The sequence below is a fragment of the Pandoraea sp. NPDC090278 genome (genome assembly GCF_044772185.1).
Taxonomy (GTDB): Bacteria; Pseudomonadota; Gammaproteobacteria; order Burkholderiales; family Burkholderiaceae; genus Pandoraea.
Window position 1 is genome coordinate 36,780 of record NZ_JBIVYJ010000006.1, and the last position, 22,886, is coordinate 59,665.

The window sequence follows — 22,886 nt, forward strand, 5'->3', positions numbered from 1 at the left end:
CCTGCCGTGTGTGACAGCGTGTAAAGGAATGCTACGGGGTTGTAACCGGGAATGGACGAATCGGCCACTGCGCGAACGCGCCAGCCTGCCGCTCAGTGATGACTGAGCGCGTTGGAGAGCAGCTTGGCGGTGATGTCGACGATGGGGATGACACGCTCGTACGCCATGCGCGTCGGTCCGATCACGCCGAGCGTACCGACGACTTCGCCGTCGACTTCGTAAGGGGCCGTGACGACCGTCATCTCCTCGATCGGCACGAGGCTCGACTCGCCGCCGATGAAGATCTGCACCCCTTGTGCGCGGCTCGACACGTCGAGCAGTTGCAGCAGGCCGGTCTTGGACTCGAACACGTCGAACAGCTTGCGCAGACGCTCCATGTTCGACGACAGATCCTCCACGCCCAGCAGGTTGCGCTCGCCCGAAATCAGCACGCTCTCGCGCGTAGTGTCGGCCATGGCGTCGCTGCCTGCCTGCACGGCGGCCTGCATCAGCGCGCTCATGTCCGAGCGCAGCGCATCGAGTTCGCCACGCAAGTAAGTGCGCACGTCGTCGAAGCTATGACCACCGAAGTTGGCGTTCAGGTAGTTCCCCGCTTCGACCAGTTGCGCTGGGGAATAATCCTTTTCCGTCAGGATGATGCGGTTCTGCACGTCGCCGTCGGGCGTGACGATGATGAGCAGCACGCGCTTATCGGACAGACGCAGGAATTCGATATGACGGAAGGTCTGGCTGCGGCGCGGTGTGAGCACCACGCCCGCGAACTGCGACAGATGCGAGAGCACCTGTGCGGCGGAGGCGATCAACTGTTGCGGGCCTGCCGGTTGCAGACTAGTCTGCACCTGCGTCGCCAGTTGGTGCACGGCCTCTTCGAGCGGGCGCACCGACAGCATCGTGTCGACGAACAGACGGTACGCCCGCGGCGTCGGCACGCGACCGGCCGACGTATGCGGGCTGGCCACGAAACCCATCGCTTCGAGATCGGACATCACGTTGCGGATCGTCGCGGGCGACAGGTCGAGGCCCGAGAAGCGTGAGAGCGTGCGCGAGCCGACCGGCTGGCCATCTGCGATGTACCGTTCGATCAGGGTTTTGAGAAGCGTTTGCGCACGTTGATCTAGCATGGCAAAAATTGTAACGCGAAACGTGGGCTCTGTTCCCCCTAAATCGGGCCTCGCGTTACCTGGCCAGAGGAACCGTTGCAGGCCGTGCGTTGGCGATGGTTGCTGTCATCGACTTATGGTGTAATGGCGGCATGAAAACTGGGAGCCCCTTCAAGACCGTGGCGCTCGTCGGGAAGTACCACGCCGACGGCGTCGCCGAACCATTGCTCACGCTCGCGGCATGCATCGCCCAGCGTGGGCATCATGTCGTCTTCGAGCGCGACACTGCGCATAACATCGGCGCAGGTGCCGATCCGTACCGCACCCTCGACATCCAGGAAATCGGCACGCAAGCCGACGTGGCCGTCGTGGTCGGCGGCGACGGCACGATGCTCGGCGTCGGCCGTCAGCTGGCCGCCTCGAAGGTGCCGCTCATCGGCGTGAACCACGGCCGCGTCGGGTTCATCACCGACATTCCGCTCGACGAGATGCGTCAGGTCGTGCCCGCCATGCTCGAAGGACACTTCGAAGCCGAACAACGCACCCTGCTGGCCGCACGCATCGAACGCGACGGCCAGACGCTCTTCGAGACGCTGGCGTTCAACGATGTGGTCGTGAACCGCTCGGGGATCTCGGGGATGGTGGAGTTGCGTGTCGACGTCGATGGCCGCTTCATGTACAAGCAGCGCTCCGACGGCCTGATCGTCGCGACGCCCACGGGCTCGACGGCCTACGCCCTCTCGGCGAGCGGCCCGATCCTGCATCCGCGCCTCGGTGGCGTGGTGCTCGTGCCGATCGCACCGCACGCGCTGTCGAATCGTCCGATCGTGCTACCGGATTCGAGCGACATCGTCATCACGATTACCGGCGGTCGCGAAGTCGGCGCCAATTTCGATATGCAGTCGTTTGCCGAACTGCGTCAGGGCGACCAGATTCTGGTCGGCCGCTCCCAGCATCAGGTGACGTTTCTGCACCCGGTCGGCTACAACTACTACGCGACGCTGCGCCGCAAGCTGCACTGGAACGAGCATATCTCCGACGAAGATACGCCGCAGAACTGACTCCACGCCTCACCCGACATCCCATGCTACGCAGTCTCTCGATTCGCGATTTCGTGATCGTCGATCGTCTCGATCTGGAATTCTCCGCCGGCTTCACCGTGTTTTCGGGGGAGACCGGCGCGGGCAAATCGATTCTGATCGATGCGCTGGCGCTCGCGATGGGCGAGCGCGGCGACACCAGCATGGTGCGCAACGGACAAGCGCGCGCCGACATCACTGCTGAATTCGCCGCCGATGCCGAAGCACGCCCCGATCTCGAAGCCTGGCTGCAAGCGCAGGCGCTCTCGCTCGAAGAACACGGCGGGGTGCTGCTGCGCCGTGTGCTCGACGCTGGCGGTCGCTCACGCGCCTTCATCAACGGCACACCCGCCACGCTCACACAAATGCGCGAACTCGGCGAAATGCTCGTCGACATTCACGGCCAGCACGCGCACCAGCAGTTGCTGCGCCCGGACGCGCAACGCCGCCTGCTCGACTCGCACGCGGGCGCGACCACCCTCGCTGCCGATACCGCTGCCGCTCACAAGGAGTGGCGACGTCTCGTCAAGCGCTGCGAGGAAGCGCACGGACGCGACCGCGAACTGCAACTGGAGCGCGAACGTCTCGAATGGCAGACGTCCGAACTCGACAAGCTGGGCCCGCAGGAAGGCGAATGGGACGACGTGAGCGCCGAGCATCGGCGGCTCTCTCACGCGGCGAGTCTCATCAACGGCGTGCAAGGTGCGCTCGACGCACTCGCCGAAGCCGACGGGGCCATCGTCCCGTCGCTCGGGCATGTCGTGCATCAGATCCGCGAACTCGCTGAGATCGACGCCGGGCTGGCCGACACGCTCGCCGCACTGGAACCCGCTGAGATTCAGCTTCGCGAAGCGGTCCATTCGCTCACGCATTACGCGCAACGCATCGATCTCGATCCGGAGCGTCTGGCGGTTGTCGAACAACGACTCGATGCCCTGCATTCAGCCGCGCGCAAATTCCGTGTGACGCCCGAGCAATTGCCCGCCGAGCTGGCGGAGCGTCGCGCGCAACTGGAAGAGTTGACGGCGTCAGCCGACACGGCCGCCATGCAAGCTGCGGCCGACGCGGCGCAGGCCGAATTTCTCAAGCTGGCGAAGGACTTGTCGAAGGCGCGCGCTAAAGCGGCGGCTTCGCTCTCGCGCGAAGTGACCCGGGCAATGCAGGACCTCTCGATGCCGGGCGGACGCTTCGAAGTCGCGCTCACGGCAACGCCCGAGCCACAGTCGTTCGGGCTGGAGACGGTCGAATTTCTCGTCGCCGGACACCCGGGCGTGCCGACACGTCCGCTCGCCAAAGTCGCCTCGGGCGGCGAACTCGCCCGCATCAGCCTCGCCTTGCAGGTGATCGCCAGCAGCGCGAGTCTCACGCCAACACTGATCTTCGACGAAGTCGATTCCGGGATTGGCGGCGCGGTGGCCGAAGTGGTCGGTCGCCTGCTTCGCGAATTGGGTCAGGGACGTCAGGTGCTGTGCGTGACCCACCTGCCGCAAGTCGCCGCCCTCGGCCATCAGCATCTGCGGGTGAGCAAACGCAGCGACGGCGATACGACGATGAGCGAGATCGAGCCGCTGGGACGCACCGAACGCGTCGAGGAAATCGCGCGGATGCTGGGTGGTGTGGAGATTACGGCGACGACGCGCAAGCACGCGCGGGAGATGCTAGCGCTCTGAGCGTCGTCGACAACATCGACATTCTCCAATAAACAACGGGCGGCCCATCATCGGCCGCCCGTTGTTTTTCAAGCGTGTGCGTTCAAGCGACGTCCACGCGTCAGATCGTCAAACCGGCCCCGCGTCTGCGAACACCGAATCCCACAGCGCCATCACGGCCTGACGCTCCGCCTCGACGTCCGCGCCCGGCACGCGCGCCGCTTCCACGCCGTCCAGACGCAACTTGTGCTGACGCTTGCGATACAAGCGATACGCCGCTGCTGCGTCTTCCGCGAGCTTGGTATCGATCAACCCCAACTGCGCCGCCTCGCGCAGCAAGGCGATGTTGCCAGCATTTCGCAGCAGCGCCGGGTGCGCGCCCGAGTGCAGCAGCACCAGATACTGCACAGTGAATTCGATGTCCACCATGCCGCCCCGGTCATGCTTCAGATCGAACAGCTTCGTCCCGTTCGGATGCCCTTCGAGCACCTTGCGACGCATCGCCACGATTTCCTGTGCCAGCGCCGATGCCTCACGGGGCGTGGCCAGCACCTGCGCACGGATATTCTCGAACGTCGCGCCGATGGTCTCGTCGCCCGCACAGAAACGCGCACGCGTGAGGGCCTGATGCTCCCAGACCCACGCCGTGTTGGCATTGCCTTCGCGGAACTGGTACTGACGGAAGCTCTCGATGTTCGTGACCAGCAGGCCCGACAAGCCGTTCGGGCGCAGTCGCAGATCGACATCGAACAGCATGCCCGCGCCCGTATGCGTGGTCAGCCACGTTACGAAACGGCGGGCGAGCGCGGCGTAAGCGTCCGGCGCACGGTCGTCGTCATCGTCGTAAAGGAAGATCAGATCGAGGTCCGACGCGTAGCCCAGTTCCTTGCCGCCCAGCTTGCCGTAAGCGATGACCGAGAAGCGCGGCACCTCGCGATGACGCGTCGCCACGTGCGGCCAGACCGTCGAGATCGTCACGTCGACGATGATGTCCGCCAGCTCCGAGAGACGGTCGCCGATGGCCTCCACCGACAACGTCCCCTGCAAATCGAGCAGCAGAATGCGGAAGACTTCGGCGTGGTGCGCGCGACGCAGAATATCCATCTGCACTTCGACGTTGCCCGCCGCGCCCGCCGCGTTCAGGCTCAGCAGCAATTGCGTCTTGAACGACGGCCAGTCGAACGGCGCGGCAAGCGCTTCGTCGTCGAGCAGTTCGTCGAGCAGTTGCGGATGGCTGATCAGATAACCCGCCGCCCAGCGTGATCCGGCGAGCACTTTGACCACACGCTCCAGCGCGCGCGGATACTCTGTGAGCAGCGCGAGATACGAACTGCGACGGCTGATGGTCGAGAGCAGATCGAGCATGCGGCCGAGGACAGCGTCCGGCTCGCCGGTGCCTGCCGCACCTTCCACGGCGCGCTGCACGAGTTGATCGAAGCGCCGCCGACTGATCTCGCCGAGCGCCTTGTAGCGCGAGGACGTCCACACGGCGCGCAACCGGTCGAGCGCGCCTTCGGCGTCGTTGAAGCCCAGACGCGTGAGCTGATTGCCGAGGTCGCCCGTCTGCGCTTCGTCGGCCAGACATTCGCTCCACAGCTCCGGCGGGCATTCGCAGTCGCCCGTGCCCGATGCTCCACCCTTCTGTCCGCTGCCGTTGGCCTTGTCCGCGAAAATCTCGTCGAACTGACCGGCGACGAATTCGCGATGCTCGTCGAGCACCGTCATGAAGGTCGCTTCGTCCGGGAAGCCCATCGCGCGCGCCACCGCGAGGCGGTCGTCGCCGGGAGACGGCAGGATATGGGTCTGCGCGTCGTCCAGATATTGAATGCGGTGTTCGAGCTTGCGCAGGAAGACGTACGCATTCGACAGTTCTTCCGCCACGTTCTGCGCCAGCCACCCGCGCCGGGCAGCCACGCCCAACACGGCGAGCGTCGGCCGCACGCGCAGCTCCGGCTCCTGTCCGCCGCGAATCAACTGGAAGACCTGCGCCGAGAATTCCACTTCGCGAATCCCGCCGCGTCCGAGCTTGATGTCGTTGATGCGCGCAGGTTTGGCCCGCGCACGACGCTCCGCCTCATGGCGAATCTGCTCGTGCAACGCGCGAATCGCGCCGATCACACCGTAATCGAGGTAGCGACGGAACACGAACGGCTGCACCAGCGACGTCAGCAGTCGCTCGATCCGGCGGCCGGGTTCGCTCGCGACTTCGGACACGAGGCGCCCCTTGATCCACGCATAGCGCTCCCACTCGCGGCCCTGCACATAGAAATACTCTTCGAGCATCGGCAGACTGCACACCAGCGGACCCGAATCGCCGTTGGGGCGCAGGCGCATGTCCACCCGGAACACGTAGCCGTCCGGTGTGAGTTCCGAAATCAGTCCGATCAGCTTGCGGCCGAGCTTCGTGAAAAATTCGTGATTGGACAGCAGACGCAGGCGACCGGCGGTGGCCGCATCGGCACCGTCAGGCGCGGTTGTGTCGCCATCGTCTTCATATAGGAAGATGAGATCGATGTCGGACGAGACGTTCAGTTCGCGGCCGCCGAGCTTGCCCATGCCGACGACGCCAAGCGTCTGACGCTCCCCTTCCGCATTACGCGGCACACCGTGAATGGCTTCGAGGTCGCGCGACAGCACCGCAATGCCCGCCTGCACGGCGAACTCGGCGAGCGCCGACATGGCTTCCGTCACTTCGGACAACTCAGCACGGCCGTCGAGATCGCGTTGCATAACGGCGCACAGCGCTTCGACCCGCAGGATGCGCAAGGCGCGTGCGAGCGCAGCCTCGTCCACACCGGCAACGCCGGACGGCTGGTCCGGTGGCGTCAGCAGTGTGCCGGTGATGGCTTCGAAGCGGCGGGCGAGCCAGCGCGCGTCGACGGGGTGCTCCGCGAGCGTCGGCAATGCCTCGGCCAGCGCGGGGCGGGACGCCAGCATGCGCGCGGCATATCGCGAGTAGGACTGAATATCGATGGGGATTTCGGATGAACTCACTGGCGGGGTTCCGGTCTGCAATGAGAATGAAGAGACTTTCGCATGCTTACCCGGACGCGATGAAACGCCGGATCACACGTCTGTTTCTCCTACGGCCGGGCCATCGGAGGGCCTTGGGCTTGTGTTACAGTCTTTGCCACAGAAACTACCACATTCCCTCGTAGACGCGCAGCATGACCGACCGTAAGCCGCCCGCCTCGCCCACCGCGACCCGGTCCTGGTTCTCGTCACTGCCGCGTGGCTTGCGACTGGGTCTGGAATGGCTGCTGGCGCTCGTCGTCATCGTCTATTTCGGTCTTGGCGCAGTCATCCTCGCGACCCGGTACGTCATCCTTCCCCGTGTGTCAGACTATCGCCCTCAAATCGAGGCGGCGGCCACGCGCGCCATCGGTTTGCCGGTCACGATCGGGCGCATCGACGCCGTCTGGCGCGGCTGGCACCCCTACCTGACGCTGGAAGACGTACGCATCACGCCCCCGGCGCAAGGCACCCCGCCCAAGGCATCGACGATTGCCCGCGTGGTCGCCCCGTTGCATCGGAGCAAGGCCGCCAGCGCCGCCACGGCTTCCTCTGCCCCAACCGCTGCCGCGGACAACCCGCCGGTGAGCTACGCCCCGCCGGGCGCGCCGCCGCCCGTGGAACCGAGCCTCACGCTGCACCGGCTCGATGCCGTGCTGTCCTGGACCAGCCTCATCCACTTCGACCTGCGTTTGTCGAACCTCACGCTGCACGAGCCGGATCTGACCATCGAGCGCCGCGCCGACGGCTCCATCCTCGTCGCCGGGATGCCCGTGACGGGCAGCGGCAAGACGAGCGACACCCAGGGGGCCGACTGGATCATGCGTCAGGCGCGCGTCGTGATCCGCAACGGCACCGTGCGCTGGCGCGACGCCACGCGCGACGTGCCCGAGGTGGTCGTCACGCAGGTCAACGCCATGCTGCGCAATCGCGGCTTCGAACACCGCTTTGGGATGCAGGCGAACCCGCCGCACGGGATCGTCGCACCGTTGGATATACGCGCGCGCTTCACCAATCCGCTGTTCGCCCGCCCCGGCGAAGTCAAACGCTGGCGCGGCCAGATCTACAGCGAGGTCGGCACGCTCGACCTGTCCGAGCTGGCGCGTTACGTCGATCTGCCGGGCAAAGACTCGCGTGGCCGCGTCGCGGCACGCGCTTGGGTCGACTTCGACAACGGCGCCATCACCGGCGCGACGCTGCGCGCAGCCGGTGCCAATACGTCGGCGCAACTGGCGGACAACCTGCCGCCGCTGACCTTTGACGCCACGCAAGGTCGTATCGACGTCACCCGTATCGGCGCGCAGGCTGACGCAGGCTGGAACCTGCACGCACGGGAACTCACCTTGCAGGCGGCCGGACGTCCGACGCTCGACGTCCCGGACCTGAGCGCCAAATACATACCTGCCAGCGACGACCAAAGCTTGCAAGTCGCAATCACCGGTCAGCGCTTCGACATCGGTGCCGCAATGGCGCTCGTGCCATCGCTGCCCATCGACGCCCAAACCCGCGACACGCTCGCCAGCTTCCGTCCACGCGGGCGACTCGCCCGTTTCGACGTCAGCTATCAGGCACCTAAACCGCACGGGCCGGGCAATTGGCGCGACCTGCCGGGCATCAAGCAACTCCCGCCCGAGCGCGACCGCTACCGTGTCGTCGCCGATTTCGAGAGTCTCGGCATCGACAGTGCGCCGAGCCAGCATCCGCCCGCACGGCCGAACTCGCCTAACGCAGGACGTCCCGGCTTCGCGAATCTGAGCGGTCATATCGACGCCGATCAGTCGCGCGGCAGCCTCACGCTCAATTCGAAGAACGCCACGCTGGACTTCCCCGGCCGCTTCGACCAGCCGCGTCTCGACCTCGATACACTCACGGCACGCACGTCATGGCGCGTGTCGCACTCGGCCACCAAGCGCGACGCCCCGGCGAACGTGCAGGTGCGTGTCGATGCCGTGCATCTGCAAAACGCCGAACTGACAGGCGACGTGAGCGGTACATGGCAGAACGGCGGCAAGGGCAACGGCATCGTCGATCTGAAGGGCAATATCGTGCGCGCGAACGCCAACGCCGTGCCGCGCTACCTGCCCACCGATATCGGCGCGGGCGTGCGCGACTATCTGCAACGCGCGCTGATGGCCGGGACCGTGCAGAACGCGCCGTTCGCGGTGCAGGGCGATCTCGAAGACTTCCCGTACGGTAAGGGCGGCGGCAAGTTCCGCATCGACATCCCGCTCGTGGACGTAACGTTCAATCCGTCGCCGCTACGCCCGGGTCATACCGAAGTCTGGCCCGCGTTCGAGAAGGTGCGCGGCAATCTTCGCTTTGACGCCGACAAGTTGCACATCGCCATCGACAGCGGCTCGGTGTACGGCGTGACGCTTACGCAGGTGCAGGGCGACATCAACGACATCGGGCAGGACGACTCCACGCTCACGCTCAAGGGCGATGCACGCGGGCCGGCGGCGGACTTCGTCAAGTATCTGAACACCAGCCCCGTGGGGCACTGGATCGGCGACTTCACCGACGAGACGCGCGCGAACGGCAACACACAGCTCGCCATGCAGTTGTCGATGCCGCTCGATCACACCGACCGCTCAAAAGTCACCGGCCGCGCGCGCTTCCTGCGCAACGACGTGACGCTCATCAACGGACTACCGATGTTCGGCGCGGTCGACGGCGAACTGGCGTTCACCGAGCGCGGCATCTCGCTCGACAACCTGCGCGGCACATTCCTGGGCGGCGACGTCCGTGCGTCGGGCGGCAGTCGCGATGACGGCACCATCGTCCTGAACGTCAACGGTCAGATGAGCGCACAAGGCCTGCGCGAGAATCGCGAGAACGCCACGCTGGCGCAACTGGCCAAGCGCATGACGGGCAGCACACCCTATACGGCGACGGTGACGGTGCGTCAGGGCATGACGGATCTGGCGGTACAGTCCACGCTGGCCGGTCTCGCCGTGAACCTGCCCGCGCCGCTGGGCAAGAGCGCAGAGACGTCGCTGCCTGCGCGCTTCACGATGCGTCCGCAGATGAATCCGGGCGGACGCCGCACCGACACGCTCGACTTTGCCGTGGGCAGCGTGCAGGGCAACTATGTCCAGCAACGTAGCGCCACGAACGGGACGAACGGTGCGACGGGGGGACGCGTGGAAGTGCTGCGCGGCGGCATCGGCATCAACCAGCCCGTGCCCGCCCCGCGTGAAGGTGTGCAGGCGAGCGCCCAGTTCGATACGCTCGACGTGGATGCGTGGCGCAGCGTGATCGCGTCGCTCAGCAGCACTGCCGTCACGCCTGGCACGCAGGGCACGCCGCCCGCCCCTGCCACGACGGCCGCCGCCGCGCGCGACGAATTCGGTGCACTCACGCCGTACCTGCCGACGCGTCTCGCCCTGCATGCGAAGCAGGTTCGCCTGTTGTCGCGTCAGTGGCCCGAACTGGTGGTCGGCGCGCAGCGTAACGACCGCGACTGGCAGGTGAGCCTCGCGTCTGAACTCGTCTCCGGATTTGCCGAATGGCATGCGCCAGACGAGAAGAACCCTTCGGGCGCGATCCGTGCACGCCTCGCGAAGCTCGTAATTCCGCGCGAAGACCACGGCAGCGACGTGCTCACGCAAGTGCTCGACGAGCCGAGCGACGAATTCCCCGCCATCGACGTCGTCGCCAACGATTTCGTGCTGCGTGACAAGCCGCTCGGCCGTCTGCAACTCAACGCACACAACGACATCGAGGACGGCGTGCCCGTCTGGCAACTCACCAAGCTGTCGCTGAGCAACAGCGCCGCCACGCTGGATGTGAAGGGCAACTGGCGTACGTCGCGCCGTCGTGCCGCCGTGACCGCCGCAGCAGGCAAGGACGACGACGACGTGCCGCGCCGCACGGTGCTCGACTTCAACCTCGACGTGAAGGACGCTGGCGGTCTGCTTGACCGTCTGGGCCTGCCCAAAACGCTCAAGGACGGCTCCGGCACCGTCTCCGGTCGCTTCGGCTGGCGCGGCGGCCCCGACGCCATCGACTACCCGACGCTGGGCGGACGCGTAGCCATCGAACTCAAGCGCGGGCAGATCCTGAAGGCCGATCCGGGGCTGGCGAAGCTGCTGGGCATTCTGTCGGTCCAGACACTCGCCAAGATCCTGACCTTCGACTTCAACAGCGTGATCGGTAGCGGCCTGCCGTTCGACAGCATCAACGGCAACGTCACCATGCAGGGCGGCGTGGCAAATACAAACGATCTGACGATCAACGCCAGCATGGCGACCATCAAGATCGACGGCCACACCGATCTCGCCCGCGAGACGCAGGACCTGAACGCGCTGGTGCTGCCGAAGATCAACGCAGCGTCGGCATCGCTGGCGTTTGCGATCATCAACCCGGCGCTGGGCATCGGCTCGTTCTTCGCGCAACTGGCACTGAGCGATCAGCTCTCGCGTACGCTTTCGACGACGTATCACGTCACCGGCTCCTGGGACAATCCGGTCATCGGACAGGCCTCCGGCAATAAGAGTAAGATCGATGCATCCCCGGAAACCCGGCCGGAAGCGCTCAACAACGCCTCGGGCGTCGCCGCCCCGGCCGGTATGCACGGCAACTGAGCCCCCCGGAAGACCGACTGCAACCCCGCACGACCCAGCTAAAACCATTACCGCCCCCGACATCAGCGATCCATGACGAGTCCCGATACGAAGTCAACCGCCCAGCCCGACCCGACGGGTGCGCCCGGCGCGCCCGTTCGCGTGGCTGCCGCGCAAATGGTGAGCGCGCCCGACGTCGACCGGAACCTGCGTGAAGCCGCCCGTCTGGTGGCCGAGGCAGCGGACGCCGGGGCCGAGCTGGTGCTGTTGCCGGAGTATTTCTGCTACATGGGGCAGCGCGACACCGACAAGCTCGCGCTGCGCGAAACGCCGGGCAGTGGTCCGATTCAGGACTTTCTGGCGGAAACGGCGCGCCGCTACGGCGTCTGGCTGATCGGCGGCACGCTGCCGCTGGCCGCACCGGAGCCCGAGCGCGTCCTCAACACGACGTTGGTCTTCGCACCGGACGGTGCCCCCGCCGCGCGCTACGACAAGATCCACCTGTTCAACTTCGTCAAAGGCGAGGAAGCCTACGACGAAGCACGCACCATTCGTCCCGGCGACGCCGTACGCACGTTTGAAGCGCCGTTCGGGCGTGTGGGCCTGTCAGTGTGCTACGACCTGCGTTTTCCCGAGTTGTACCGGGCGATGGGCGACTGTACGCTCATGGTCGTACCCGCCGCATTTACCTACACCACGGGCCGCGCGCACTGGGAATTGCTGCTGCGCGCGCGGGCCGTCGAGAACCAGTGCTACGTGCTGGCGTCCGCGCAGGGCGGGCACCACGAGAACGGGCGGCGCACCTGGGGGCATTCCATGCTGATCGACCCGTGGGGCGAAATCGTCGCCCAGCGCGAGGCGGAAGGCGCTGGCGTGGTCGTGGGCGAGATCGATCCGGCCCGGCTGGCCGGCGTTCGCCAGAGTCTGCCCGCGTGGCGTCACCGCGTGCTGCAGGGCTGACCGATATGTCCCGCACCTGCACCCCGCGTCGCGTTGATTTCGCCATGTTGACTTCGACGAATTCGCCCTCATCTACCGAATACATTTCCTTGGCCTGACACCGCATGAAAATCATCGACACCGGCATCCAGAACCTGGCCACGGCCCGCGAGCTGCTGCTCACGCCGTACGGCCTCGACGAAAGCCATCTGCAACGCGCGCTCGGCGACATCTTCACGCACCGCGTGGATTACGCGGATCTGTACTTCCAGTACACCCGCAGCGAGGCGTGGAGTCTGGAGGAAGGCATCGTCAAATCGGGTTCGTTCTCGATCGATCAGGGCGTGGGCGTGCGCGCCATCGTGGGCGACCGCACCGCGTTCGCGTACTCGGACGACATCTCCGAGATCGCGCTCAAGGATGCCGCAGCGGCCACGCGCAGCATCGCCACGGCCGGACGCGGGCGCGTGAAGGTCGGCAGCAAGCTGGCCAGCGCCACCGGCCACGGGCTGTACCTGCCGTCCGATCCGCTAGCCTCGCTCGACGCCAATGGCAAGGTCGCGCTGCTCGAACGTATCGAGAAGCTCGCCCGTGCGCGCGATCCGCGTGTGTCGCAGGTCATGGCCGGTCTGGCCGGTGAGTACGACGTCGTGCTCGTGGCCCGCAGCGACGGCGTGATCGCCGCCGACGTGCGCCCGCTCGTGCGCGTGTCCGTCACCGTCATAGTCGAATCCAACGGCCGTCGCGAAATCGGTAACAGCGGCGGCGGTGCCCGTCTCGACTACGCCTACTTCACCGACGATCTGCTCGAAAAGTACGTCAAGGAAGCTGTAGACGGCGCCATCGTCAAGCTCGACGCCCGCCCGGCACCGGCCGGTGCGATGACCGTCGTGCTCGGCCCGGGCTGGCCTGGCGTGCTGCTGCACGAAGCCATCGGCCACGGCCTGGAAGGCGACTTCAACCGCAAAGGCTCGTCGGCATTCTCGGGACGTCTGGGCGAGCGCGTGGCGGCCAAGGGCGTCACGGTGGTGGACGACGGCACGCTGTCGAACCGCCGCGGCTCGCTGAACATCGACGACGAAGGCAACCCGACGCAGTGCACCACGCTCATCGAGGACGGCATTCTCAAGGGCTATATGCAGGACAGCCTGAATGCACGCCTGATGAAGATGCCGGTCACGGGCAACGGCCGTCGCGAGTCGTACGCCGCACTGCCGATGCCGCGCATGACCAACACTTACATGCTCGGCGGTGACAAAGACCCCGAGGAAATCATCAAGTCGGTCAAGCACGGGCTGTACGCCGTGAACTTCGGCGGCGGTCAGGTCGACATCACCAACGGCAAGTTCGTGTTCTCGATGTCCGAGGCGTACATGATCGAGGACGGCAAGATCACGTACCCGGTCAAGGGTGCGACGCTCATCGGCAACGGCCCGGAATCGCTCAAGGACGTGACGATGATCGGCAACGACATGGCGCTGGACTCGGGCGTGGGCGTATGCGGCAAGGAAGGCCAGAGCGTGCCGGTGGGCGTGGGCCAGCCGACGCTGCGCATCGAAAACATGACGGTCGGCGGTACCGCCTGATCGATACAGTTTGCGCACTGCAAAAAATGCGTAAAGCTTAGCAAAGCGCCCGGGTCAAACCGGGCGTTTTCGCATGCTTTTCAAAAAACGTGATTTATTGACGCAAAACGCCACACAAAAATACGGTAATTCCGCGCGTTTTCCCGCCGATCAGCGGCCCCACGCGGTTGCAGCGTCATTCGATTAGGCGTATAAAGTTGTTTCTGTGCACGGCAAACCGCCTGCAAAGCAATGTCCAAGACATCCTTCATGACCGCCAATAAGTTTTACTTTTACTTTTTTGCGTATCTCACACCGCTGGCGGATGGAGAGGGACAGTTGCAGCAGTAAGCACCGAACGAATCCTGAAAAACCGCCAGCGAGTCTGGCGGTTTTTTTTTGACCCGCATCCCGAGAAACGAACCGCAGTCCGAACTGCCCAGGAGAAAAAACATGCCTCCCCACAACACCGATGATGTCCGTATTCGCGAACTCAAGGAACTGACGCCCCCGGCGCACCTGATCCGCGAATACCCGTGCTCGGAAAAGAGCGCGGATCTCATCCATCGCTCGCGTGGCGCCATTCATCGCGTGCTGCACGGCATGGAAGACCGTCTGGTCGTCATCATCGGCCCGTGCTCGATTCACGACACGAAGGCTGCGCTGGAATACGCGGCGCGTCTGGTCGAGCAACGCGAACGTCTGAAGGGCGAGCTGGAAATCGTGATGCGCGTGTACTTCGAGAAGCCGCGCACGACGGTGGGCTGGAAGGGTCTGATCAACGACCCGCACATGGACAACAGCTTCAAGATCAACGACGGTCTGCGTCTGGCGCGCGAACTGCTCGCCCAGATCAACGAGATGGGCCTGCCCGCTGGCACGGAATACCTCGACATGATCAGCCCGCAATACATCGCCGATCTCGTGTCGTGGGGCGCCATCGGCGCACGCACCACGGAATCGCAGGTGCACCGCGAACTCGCGTCGGGTCTGTCGTGCCCGGTCGGCTTCAAGAACGGCACCGACGGTAACGTGAAGATTGCCGTGGACGCCATCAAGGCCGCATCGCAGCCGCACCATTTCCTGTCGGTGACGAAGGGCGGCCATTCGGCCATCGTGTCGACCGCAGGCAATGAAGACTGCCACCTGATTCTGCGCGGCGGCAAAGCGCCGAACTACGACGCCGCCAGCGTGCAGATCGCCTGCGACGACATCGCCAAGCAGGGGCTGGCCGCGCGCGTGATGATCGATGCATCGCACGCCAACAGCCAGAAGAAACACGAGAACCAGATCCCGGTGTGCGACGACATCGCCCGCCAGATCGCCGGTGGCGACGATCGCATCATCGGCGTGATGGTCGAGTCGCACCTCGTGGCCGGTCGTCAGGACCACGTGCCGGGCAAGGAACTGACCTACGGTCAGAGCATTACCGACGCCTGCATCAACTGGGAAGACAGCCTGAAGGTGCTCGACACGCTGGCCGACGCCGTGCGTGCCCGCCGCGTGGCACGCGGCGCTGGCAACTGATCGACGTCAGTTAGCGAAGTCGTAAGCAAGCAAAGGGCGGCCGATGAACCATCGGCCGCCCTTTTTGCATCCTGCGCATGCCGTCAACGGCGTGAATGCCCGACGCGCTTACTCGGCTTCGCCCGTCGTACGCTCACGTTGCCAGAGCACGTCGCTGCCGCCACCTGCGCGATTGAGCACACGGGCCAGCACGAACATCAGATCCGACAAGCGATTGACGTATTGGCGCGGGGCGGGTGCGACAGTCTCGTCGGCCCCCAACGCCACCATCGCCCGCTCGGCCCGACGCGACACCGTGCGCACTACGTGCGCGAGTGCTGCGGCGCGCGTGCCGCCCGGCAGAATGAATTCCTTGAGCGGCGGCAGCTCGGCGTTGTAGTGCGCCAGCCACTCGTCGAGCTTGGCCACCTGCGCGTCCGTCAGCAATGTGTGACGGGGCATGCTCAACTCGCCACCGAGATCGAACAGGTCGTGCTGAATATCGAGCAGCATGGCCCGCACGTCCTGCGGCAGGTCCTCGCACAGCAACACGCCGATGTGCGAATTGGTCTCATCGATCTCGCCAATGGCGACGATGCGCAGGCTGAACTTGTCGACGCGTGCGCCGTCGCCCAGGCCGGTCTTGCCACCGTCACCGGTACGCGTGACGATCTTGCTCAAACGATTCCCCATCTTCTGACACCCACCCCTTGCGGCACATCTTGCCCGCCGGTGCCTGTTCGGGCACCGGACGACCTGCCTTTTTGATTGAAATTGACCGCACCGCCATCGTCTGCCTATTTTTCAGGCAATTCCGATGACGCTGATACACGGCAAGTCCGTATGATATGACGCAAAGTGTGGGGAAAAACGCCGTCACAGCGTAAAATCCCCGCTCATGAGGTGTCAGGGCGTGCACCGCGCGCCCGAGACCCCGCCCGATATGGTGTCCGCCCACGCCCACCGGCGAAGGCGGTCCGGAGACCCGAAGGAGAAAGCCGTGAATCATCCCCATCTGCCGTTCGCCGCCAAGCGTCCGTTCCCCGACACCCTGCTCACCGAGTTGCAAGCCCTGCTGGGCGAGCGTGTGAGCACCAAGGAAGCGCTGCGCGAACATCACGGCCGGGACGAGTCTCCGTTCGACCCGATGTTGCCCGATGCGGTCGCCTTCGCGCACAGCACGGAAGAGGTCTCGCAGATCGTCAAACTCTGTGCGAAACACAACGTCCCCATCATCCCTTACGGCGCGGGTTCGTCGCTCGAAGGTCATCTGCTCGCGGTCGAAGGCGGTCTGTCGCTCGATCTGTCGGAGATGAACCAGATCGTCTCGATCAACGCCGAGGACCTGACCGTCACCACGCAGCCCGGCATTTCGCGCAAAGCGCTGAACGAAGCGCTGCGTGACACCGGCTTGTTCTTCCCGATCGATCCGGGTGCGGACGCCAGCATCGGCGGCATGTGTGCCACGCGTGCCTCGGGCACCAACGCCGTGCGTTACGGCACGATGCGCGAGAACGTGCTGGCCCTGACCGTGGTGCTCGCCGACGGCCGCATCATCCACACCGGCACGCGCGCACGCAAGTCGTCGGCGGGCTACGACCTCACGCGCCTGTTCGTGGGCAGCGAAGGCACGCTGGGCATCATCACCGAAGCGACGGTGCGACTCTATCCGCAGCCGGAAGCCGTCTCGGCGGCGATCTGCTCGTTCCCGAGCATGACGGACGCCGTGAACTGCACCATCCAGACGATTCAATTGGGCGTACCGGTCGCACGCGTCGAATTCGTCGACGCGCTGGCCGTGCGTGCCATCAACAAGCACTCCAAGCTGGACCTCCCTGAAACGCAGACGTTGTTCTTCGAATTCCACGGCAGCGAAGCGGGCGTGCAAGAACAGGCGCAGACGGTCGAGGAACTGGCCAAGGACAACGGCGGTACCGGCTTCGAATGGGCCACGCGCACCGAAGACCGCAACCGTCTGTGGAGCGCGCGCCACAGCGCCTACTTCGCGATGCTCCAGCTTCAGCCGGGCAGCCGCGCGGTGACGACGGACGTCTGCGTGCCGATCTCGCGTCTGGCCGAGTGCGTCGGTGAGACGGAAGAAGACCTGAAAGGCTCCTATCTGACGTGCCCGATCGTGGGCCACGTGGGCGACGGCAATTTCCACGTCGCGATTCTCATCGATCCGGACAAACCGGCCGACATCGAAGAAGCCGAGCGCCTGAATCAACGCATTGTCGAGCGCGCCATCCGCATGGGTGGCACCTGCACCGGCGAACATGGTGTCGGTCTGCACAAGATGGGTTTCCTCGTGACGGAACATGGCGAAGACGCCATCGACGTCATGCGCGCGATCAAGACATCGCTCGATCCACACAATCTGCTCAATCCGGGCAAGATTTTCCGGTTGCGTGCTGCGGGCTGAGCGCCGCATGAACGCGCCCGTGACCCCGCAAGGCCAGCCCAACCCGTCCGGTGAAACCCCGGCGGGCATCGCGCCTGTCGACGCCGAAGCGCTGGCTGCACGTCAGCGCCAGTTGCTCGACGCGCTCGCCAGAATCCTGCCGCCGCATTGCATCCTCCATCGTCGCGAGGACACCACGCCTTACGAGTGCGACGGCCTCGCCGCGTATCGCCGCGTGCCGCTCGCGGTCGTGTTGCCGGAATCCGAATCGCAGGTACAGCGCATCTTGCAGGCGTGCCATCAGCTCGGCATTCCGGTCGTGCCGCGCGGTGCGGGCACGAGCCTGTCCGGCGGCGCGATGCCGATCTCGGACGGCCTGGTACTCTCGCTCGCGAAGTTCAAGAAAATCGTCGAAGTCGATCCGTATGCACGCACGGCGACGGTGCAGCCGGGCGTTCGCAATCTCGCGATCTCGGAAGCCGCTGCGCCCTACGGGCTGTACTACGCGCCCGATCCGTCGTCGCAGATCGCCTGCACCATCGGCGGCAATGTTGCGGAAAACTCCGGCGGCGTGCACTGCCTGAAGTACGGTCTGACGGTGCATAACGTGCTGAGAGTGCGCGCCATCACCATGTCGGGAGAAGCCATCGAATTCGGCTCGCTCGGCCCCGACGCGCCCGGACTCGATCTGCTCTCGGTCTTCATCGGCAGCGAGGGCATGTTCGGTGTCGTGACCGAAATTACCGTCAAGCTGATACCCAAAGCCCAGACGGCGCAGGTCATCATGGCGAGCTTCGACGACGTGGAAACCGGCGGCAACGCCGTCGCCGCGATCATCGCCGCAGGCATCATCCCTGCCGGACTGGAGATGATGGACAAGCCAGCCACGCAAGCCGTCGAGGAGTTCGTTCACGCGGGGTACGACCTGGATGCCGCTGCCATCCTGCTTTGCGAATCGGACGGCACGCCGGAAGAAGTCACCGAAGAGATCCTGCGCATCTCACACGTGCTGCGCACCTCGGGCGCGACGCGTTTGCAGATTTCGCGCAGCGAAGAAGAGCGCCTGCGTTTCTGGTCGGGGCGCAAGAACGCCTTCCCCGCCGCAGGGCGCATCTCGCCTGACTATTACTGTATGGACGGCACGATTCCACGCCGTGCGATTGGGACATTACTCAAACGCATCGAGCGTTTGGAACAACAATATGGGTTGCGCTGTATTAACGTCTTTCACGCGGGAGACGGCAACATGCATCCACTCATTCTTTTCAACGGCAACGATCTGGACGAATGGCATCGCGCCGAGGCGTTCGGTTGCGACATTCTCGAGGCGTGCGTCGAGCTTGGCGGCACGATCACGGGTGAACACGGCGTAGGCATCGAGAAGATCAACTCGATGTGCGTGCAGTTCTCGGCGCAGGAACGCGATGCGTTCTTCGGCGTGAAGCGCGCGTTCGATCCGGTCGGGCTGCTCAACCCGGACAAGGGCATTCCCACGCGTGCGCGCTGTGCCGAATACGGCAAGCAGCATGTGCGCGGGGGTCTGCTGCCGCACCCCGATCTGCCGAGGTTCTGACATGCGTCCGCTGTCGGAGTGGCTGCCCCACGATTGGCGGCAGCGTCTTTACATCATCATTTTCGAAGCCGACACGCGCGAAGGTCAGCTGTTCGACATCGCCCTGCTGATCACCATCGTGCTGTCGGTGCTCACGGTCGTGGTGTCCAGCGTACCGGCGGTGCAGGCCGCGATGCCGCTGCCGATGGCCATTCTCGAATGGTTCTTCACGCTGCTCTTCACGGCCGAGTACATTGCGCGACTGGTCAGCGCACACCGACCATTGCGCTACGCGCTGTCGTTCTACGGTCTCATCGATCTGCTCGCCATCCTGCCGACCTATCTCGCGATTCTCGTGCCGGAGCTGCATGGGCTGATCGACGTGCGTCTGCTGCGACTGATGCGCGCCTTCCGGATTCTGAAGCTCACGGCCTACGTGAACGAGGCGGGCGTGCTGAGCATTGCGCTGTACAACGCGCGTCGCAAGATTCTCGTGTTTCTCGGGTTCATCTCGATCATCGTGGTGATCTTCGGCACGCTCATGCACATCATCGAAGGCCCCGAACACGGCTTTACCAGCATTCCGGTCGGCATCTACTGGGCCATCGTGACGTTGACGACGACCGGCTACGGCGACGTCGTGCCTGTCACCGGGCTGGGCAAAGCGATCACCGGCTTCGTGATGCTGCTCGGCTATAGCGTGATTGCGATTCCCACGGGCATCATGGGTGCGGAGATTCATTCGGCCATGCGCCGCACGACCGTGACCACGCGCACCTGCCGCCAGTGCCAGACCGAAGGACACGACCCCGACGCACGCTTCTGCAAGCATTGCGGCAGCGAACTCGGACCTTACCAGACTGACTCCACCCCGCCGCCCGAACCGAGCTGATGACCGACACGACCGACACCATCGAGCAATTCCGCGCCGTCATCGAACAAGCCACCGCACGCCGCGCACCGCTCCAGCTGCGCGGCGGCGGCACCAAAGCCTGGTACGGCCAGCAGCGTGTGGGGGAAGTCCTCGACACGCGTGCTTATAGCGGCATCGTCGCGTACGACCCGGCCGAGCTGGTCATCACCGCGCGTTGCGGCACCTCATTGGCCGAGATCGAAGCCGCGCTTGCCGAACGTAATCAGTTGCTGCCGTTCGAGCCGCCCTACTTCGGTCCGGGCGCGACCATTGGTGGCGCCGTTGCCGCCGGACTTGCGGGCCCGCGTCGCAGCGCCGTCGGGTCGGTGCGCGACTTCGTGCTCGGCGCGAAGCTGATGGACGGTCGCGGACACGTGCTGAATTTCGGCGGACAGGTCATGAAGAACGTCGCCGGTTACGACGTCTCACGCATGCTCGCTGGCTCGCTCGGCACGCTGGGCTTGATTCTGGAAGTGTCGCTGAAGGTATTGCCGCAGCCGTTCGCCGAACTCACGCTGCAATTCGAGATGAACGCCATCGACGCGGTGCGCAAGCTCAACGAATGGGGCGGCCAGCCGCTGCCGATCACGGGCAGCGCGTGGCGCAGCGACCTGCTGGTGATTCGACTGGCAGGCGCGTCGGCGGCCATCAAGGCGGCGCGCGTGAAGATGGGCGGCGAACTGGTCGACGCCATTCATGCAGCCAAGTTCTGGCATGCCATTCGCGAGCAGACCGACAACTTCTTTGCCGATGCCGGGCCGGGACAAGCCTTGTGGCGTCTGGCGGTGCCGTCGACCGCGGAACCTCACCGTCTGCCGGGCAAGCAACTCATCGAGTGGGGCGGCGCGCAGCGCTGGTGGATTACGGACGCCGACGCGCAGATCGTGCGCTCGGCTGCGCGTCAGGACGGTGGGCACGCCACGCTGTTCCGCTACGGCGAGCCGGGAGTGAGTGTCTTCACGCCGCTGCCCGCACCGGTCATGCGCATCCATCGGAATCTGAAAGCCGTGTTCGATCCCGCTGGCATCTTCAATCCGGGACGGATGTACCCGGAGTTCTGACTGGCGCGGTCGTTCGGTCGCGTCAGCCGGTGGCGTCCAGCAGTCGAATGACTTCGGATGCCAGCGTGCGTACGGCGCGATCGACGTCGCGCGTGAACGGTTGTCCGCCGTTGATGCGCAAGAAGTTGTCGTAGCGCGACGAGTTGGAAAAGAGGCTGCCGGGTGCGACCCGAATGCCTTTCGCCAGCGCCGCGTCGAACAGCTTTTCGGAACTCACGCTCCCCGGCATTTCCACCCACAGACTCAGGCCACCGGCGGGTTGCGTCAGACGTGTGCCCGCCGGGAAATACGTGGCAATCGCTTCTGCCATCGCCCCACGGTGTTCGCGCAACTGGACACGCAGGCGTCGCAAATGCCGGTCGAATCGCGGCGAATCCATGAACTCGCCCATCGCGATCTGCGCCAGCGCTTCATTCGGACGCGTCTGCGCGTACTTCAGCATCTCCACTCGCCACTGCCATTTGCCACCGGCGATCCAGCCCAGACGCATGCCGGGCGCCATCGTCTTGTGCAGGGACGCGCAGTGAATCACGTTGCCCGTCGTGTCCCATGACCGAATCGCGGCGGGAATGTTGCCGTCGTCGCCGAGCGCAGAGTAAGTGTCGTCTTCGATGATAGCGATGCCGCGCGACTCGGCCCACTTCACCAGTTGCGCCTTGTTTGCGTCCGGCATGACCGAACCGAGCGGGTTCTGGAAATGCGGCACGACGATGACGGCCTTGATGTTGTCGTAGGTCTGACTGGCCAGCTCCAGTGCGTCGAGCGAAATCCCGGTCTGCGGACTCGTCGGAATTTCCAGCACCCGGATGCCCATGCTCTCCAGCGTCTGCAACAACGCGTAGTACGTGGGCGATTCGACCGCGACCACGTCACCGGCACTTGCCACGGCGCGCAGCGCGAGATTGATCGCCTCAATGCAACCGTGCGTGACGACGATTTCGTCCGGATTGATGTTCATGCGCGCTTCGAGCGCACGACGGGCAATCGCCGAACGGAAACGCGCTTCGCCGCCTCCGGGCGGCGGGGTGCCGTAGAGCATCGGGTGATCGCGCAGCGCCCTCATGGTCGCTTGCCGCAACTCATTCACCGGGTACAGGGACGGCGAGCCGTGCGCGACGGCGAGATTCACTTTGACGTCCGCCTGAAGCCCGCGTGCGAGGATCGACGACACGCGCTGATTGATCCCCACGTACTGCATCAGGTCCGGCACCCACGGACGCGGCTCGGCCACCGGCACGACACTCGCTCGGGCGGGCGTACGCACGAAGTAGCCCGAACGCGGGCGCGCTTCGAGCAAGCCCTGCGCTTCGAGGTGACGACACGTCTGCAACGCAGTCGACAGGCTGACCTGATGGCGCTCCATAAGCGCACGCACGCTGGGCATGCGCGCGCCCGGGACGAGCGTGCCTGCTTCGATGGCGTGACGGTAGTGATCGGCCAGTTGGCGGTAGAGGGGCGTGCGCTCTTCGACGGCGGCAGACGGCGTCGTCGATTCGGGTGTCGACGCGGGCATCAGGCCAGGCGTCGGAGCGGCTGACGTCAAA

At 64.9% G+C, this 22,886-nt stretch carries 14 protein-coding genes; 10 read left to right on the forward strand and 4 right to left on the reverse strand.

What is annotated here, in order from left to right; genetic code table 11:
- Positions 1–92 precede the first annotated feature (92 nt).
- On the reverse strand, positions 93–1,121 hold the full coding sequence (gene hrcA, locus ACIQWO_RS20735) for a heat-inducible transcriptional repressor HrcA (RefSeq protein WP_402828366.1): 1,029 nt from the start codon (positions 1,119–1,121) through the stop codon (positions 93–95).
- Between the two features lie 95 nt (positions 1,122–1,216).
- Between hrcA and ACIQWO_RS20740 the strand changes: the two genes are divergently transcribed.
- The gene (locus ACIQWO_RS20740) at positions 1,217–2,161 is read left to right on the forward strand and encodes an NAD kinase (RefSeq protein ID WP_052652600.1); all 945 of its coding nucleotides are present in this window, start codon (positions 1,217–1,219) and stop codon (positions 2,159–2,161) included.
- Between the two features lie 23 nt (positions 2,162–2,184).
- Positions 2,185–3,849, forward strand: coding sequence for a DNA repair protein RecN (recN, locus tag ACIQWO_RS20745; RefSeq protein WP_402828371.1), 1,665 nt, complete (start codon positions 2,185–2,187; stop codon positions 3,847–3,849).
- Positions 3,850–3,957: 108 nt separating this feature from the next.
- Here the strand turns inward: recN and glnE are convergent, their stop codons facing one another.
- A complete protein-coding gene (glnE, locus tag ACIQWO_RS20750; protein WP_402828374.1) occupies positions 3,958–6,822 on the reverse strand; it encodes a bifunctional [glutamate--ammonia ligase]-adenylyl-L-tyrosine phosphorylase/[glutamate--ammonia-ligase] adenylyltransferase in 2,865 nt (954 codons plus the stop codon).
- A gap of 173 nt (positions 6,823–6,995) precedes the next feature.
- Between glnE and ACIQWO_RS20755 the strand changes: the two genes are divergently transcribed.
- The 4 genes from ACIQWO_RS20755 (at position 6,996) to aroG (ending at position 15,436) form a co-directional block, all read left to right on the forward strand.
- Entirely contained in the window at positions 6,996–11,426 is a 4,431-nt protein-coding gene (locus ACIQWO_RS20755; RefSeq protein ID WP_402828377.1) for a YhdP family protein, read from the forward strand.
- A 72-nt stretch (positions 11,427–11,498) separates the two neighbouring features.
- Positions 11,499–12,365 (forward strand): carbon-nitrogen hydrolase family protein, encoded by an 867-nt coding sequence (locus ACIQWO_RS20760; protein ID WP_402828380.1) that lies wholly within the window; start codon positions 11,499–11,501, stop codon positions 12,363–12,365.
- Between the two features lie 104 nt (positions 12,366–12,469).
- On the forward strand, positions 12,470–13,930 hold the full coding sequence (gene tldD, locus ACIQWO_RS20765; protein WP_150661735.1) for a metalloprotease TldD: 1,461 nt from the start codon (positions 12,470–12,472) through the stop codon (positions 13,928–13,930).
- 432 nt (positions 13,931–14,362) lie between these two features.
- The gene (aroG, locus tag ACIQWO_RS20770) at positions 14,363–15,436 is read left to right on the forward strand and encodes a 3-deoxy-7-phosphoheptulonate synthase AroG (protein ID WP_402828384.1); all 1,074 of its coding nucleotides are present in this window, start codon (positions 14,363–14,365) and stop codon (positions 15,434–15,436) included.
- Between the two features lie 108 nt (positions 15,437–15,544).
- On the opposite strand, the gene ACIQWO_RS20775 is transcribed toward aroG, so the two are convergent.
- Complete coding sequence (locus tag ACIQWO_RS20775) at positions 15,545–16,108, reverse strand: cob(I)yrinic acid a,c-diamide adenosyltransferase (protein WP_402828387.1); 564 nt, start codon at positions 16,106–16,108, stop codon at positions 15,545–15,547.
- A gap of 307 nt (positions 16,109–16,415) precedes the next feature.
- Here ACIQWO_RS20775 and ACIQWO_RS20780 point away from each other — a divergent pair, with 307 nt between their 5' ends.
- From ACIQWO_RS20780 to glcE, 4 genes are read left to right on the forward strand one after another with little or no spacing between them, the layout of a single operon-like run.
- The gene (locus tag ACIQWO_RS20780) at positions 16,416–17,837 is read left to right on the forward strand and encodes an FAD-binding oxidoreductase (RefSeq protein ID WP_402828390.1); all 1,422 of its coding nucleotides are present in this window, start codon (positions 16,416–16,418) and stop codon (positions 17,835–17,837) included.
- 7 nt (positions 17,838–17,844) lie between these two features.
- Positions 17,845–19,389, forward strand: a complete 1,545-nt coding sequence (locus ACIQWO_RS20785; protein WP_402828393.1) for an FAD-linked oxidase C-terminal domain-containing protein — start codon at positions 17,845–17,847, stop codon at positions 19,387–19,389.
- Position 19,390: 1 nt separating this feature from the next.
- A complete protein-coding gene (locus tag ACIQWO_RS20790; RefSeq protein WP_402828396.1) occupies positions 19,391–20,260 on the forward strand; it encodes an ion transporter in 870 nt (289 codons plus the stop codon).
- Positions 20,260–21,342 (forward strand): glycolate oxidase subunit GlcE, encoded by a 1,083-nt coding sequence (gene glcE / locus ACIQWO_RS20795; protein WP_402828399.1) that lies wholly within the window; start codon positions 20,260–20,262, stop codon positions 21,340–21,342. The genes ACIQWO_RS20790 and glcE overlap by 1 nt, the downstream gene beginning before the upstream one ends.
- 22 nt (positions 21,343–21,364) lie before the next feature.
- On the opposite strand, the gene ACIQWO_RS20800 is transcribed toward glcE, so the two are convergent.
- Complete coding sequence (locus ACIQWO_RS20800; RefSeq protein WP_402829175.1) at positions 21,365–22,855, reverse strand: PLP-dependent aminotransferase family protein; 1,491 nt, start codon at positions 22,853–22,855, stop codon at positions 21,365–21,367.
- Positions 22,856–22,886: the final 31 nt, after the last annotated feature.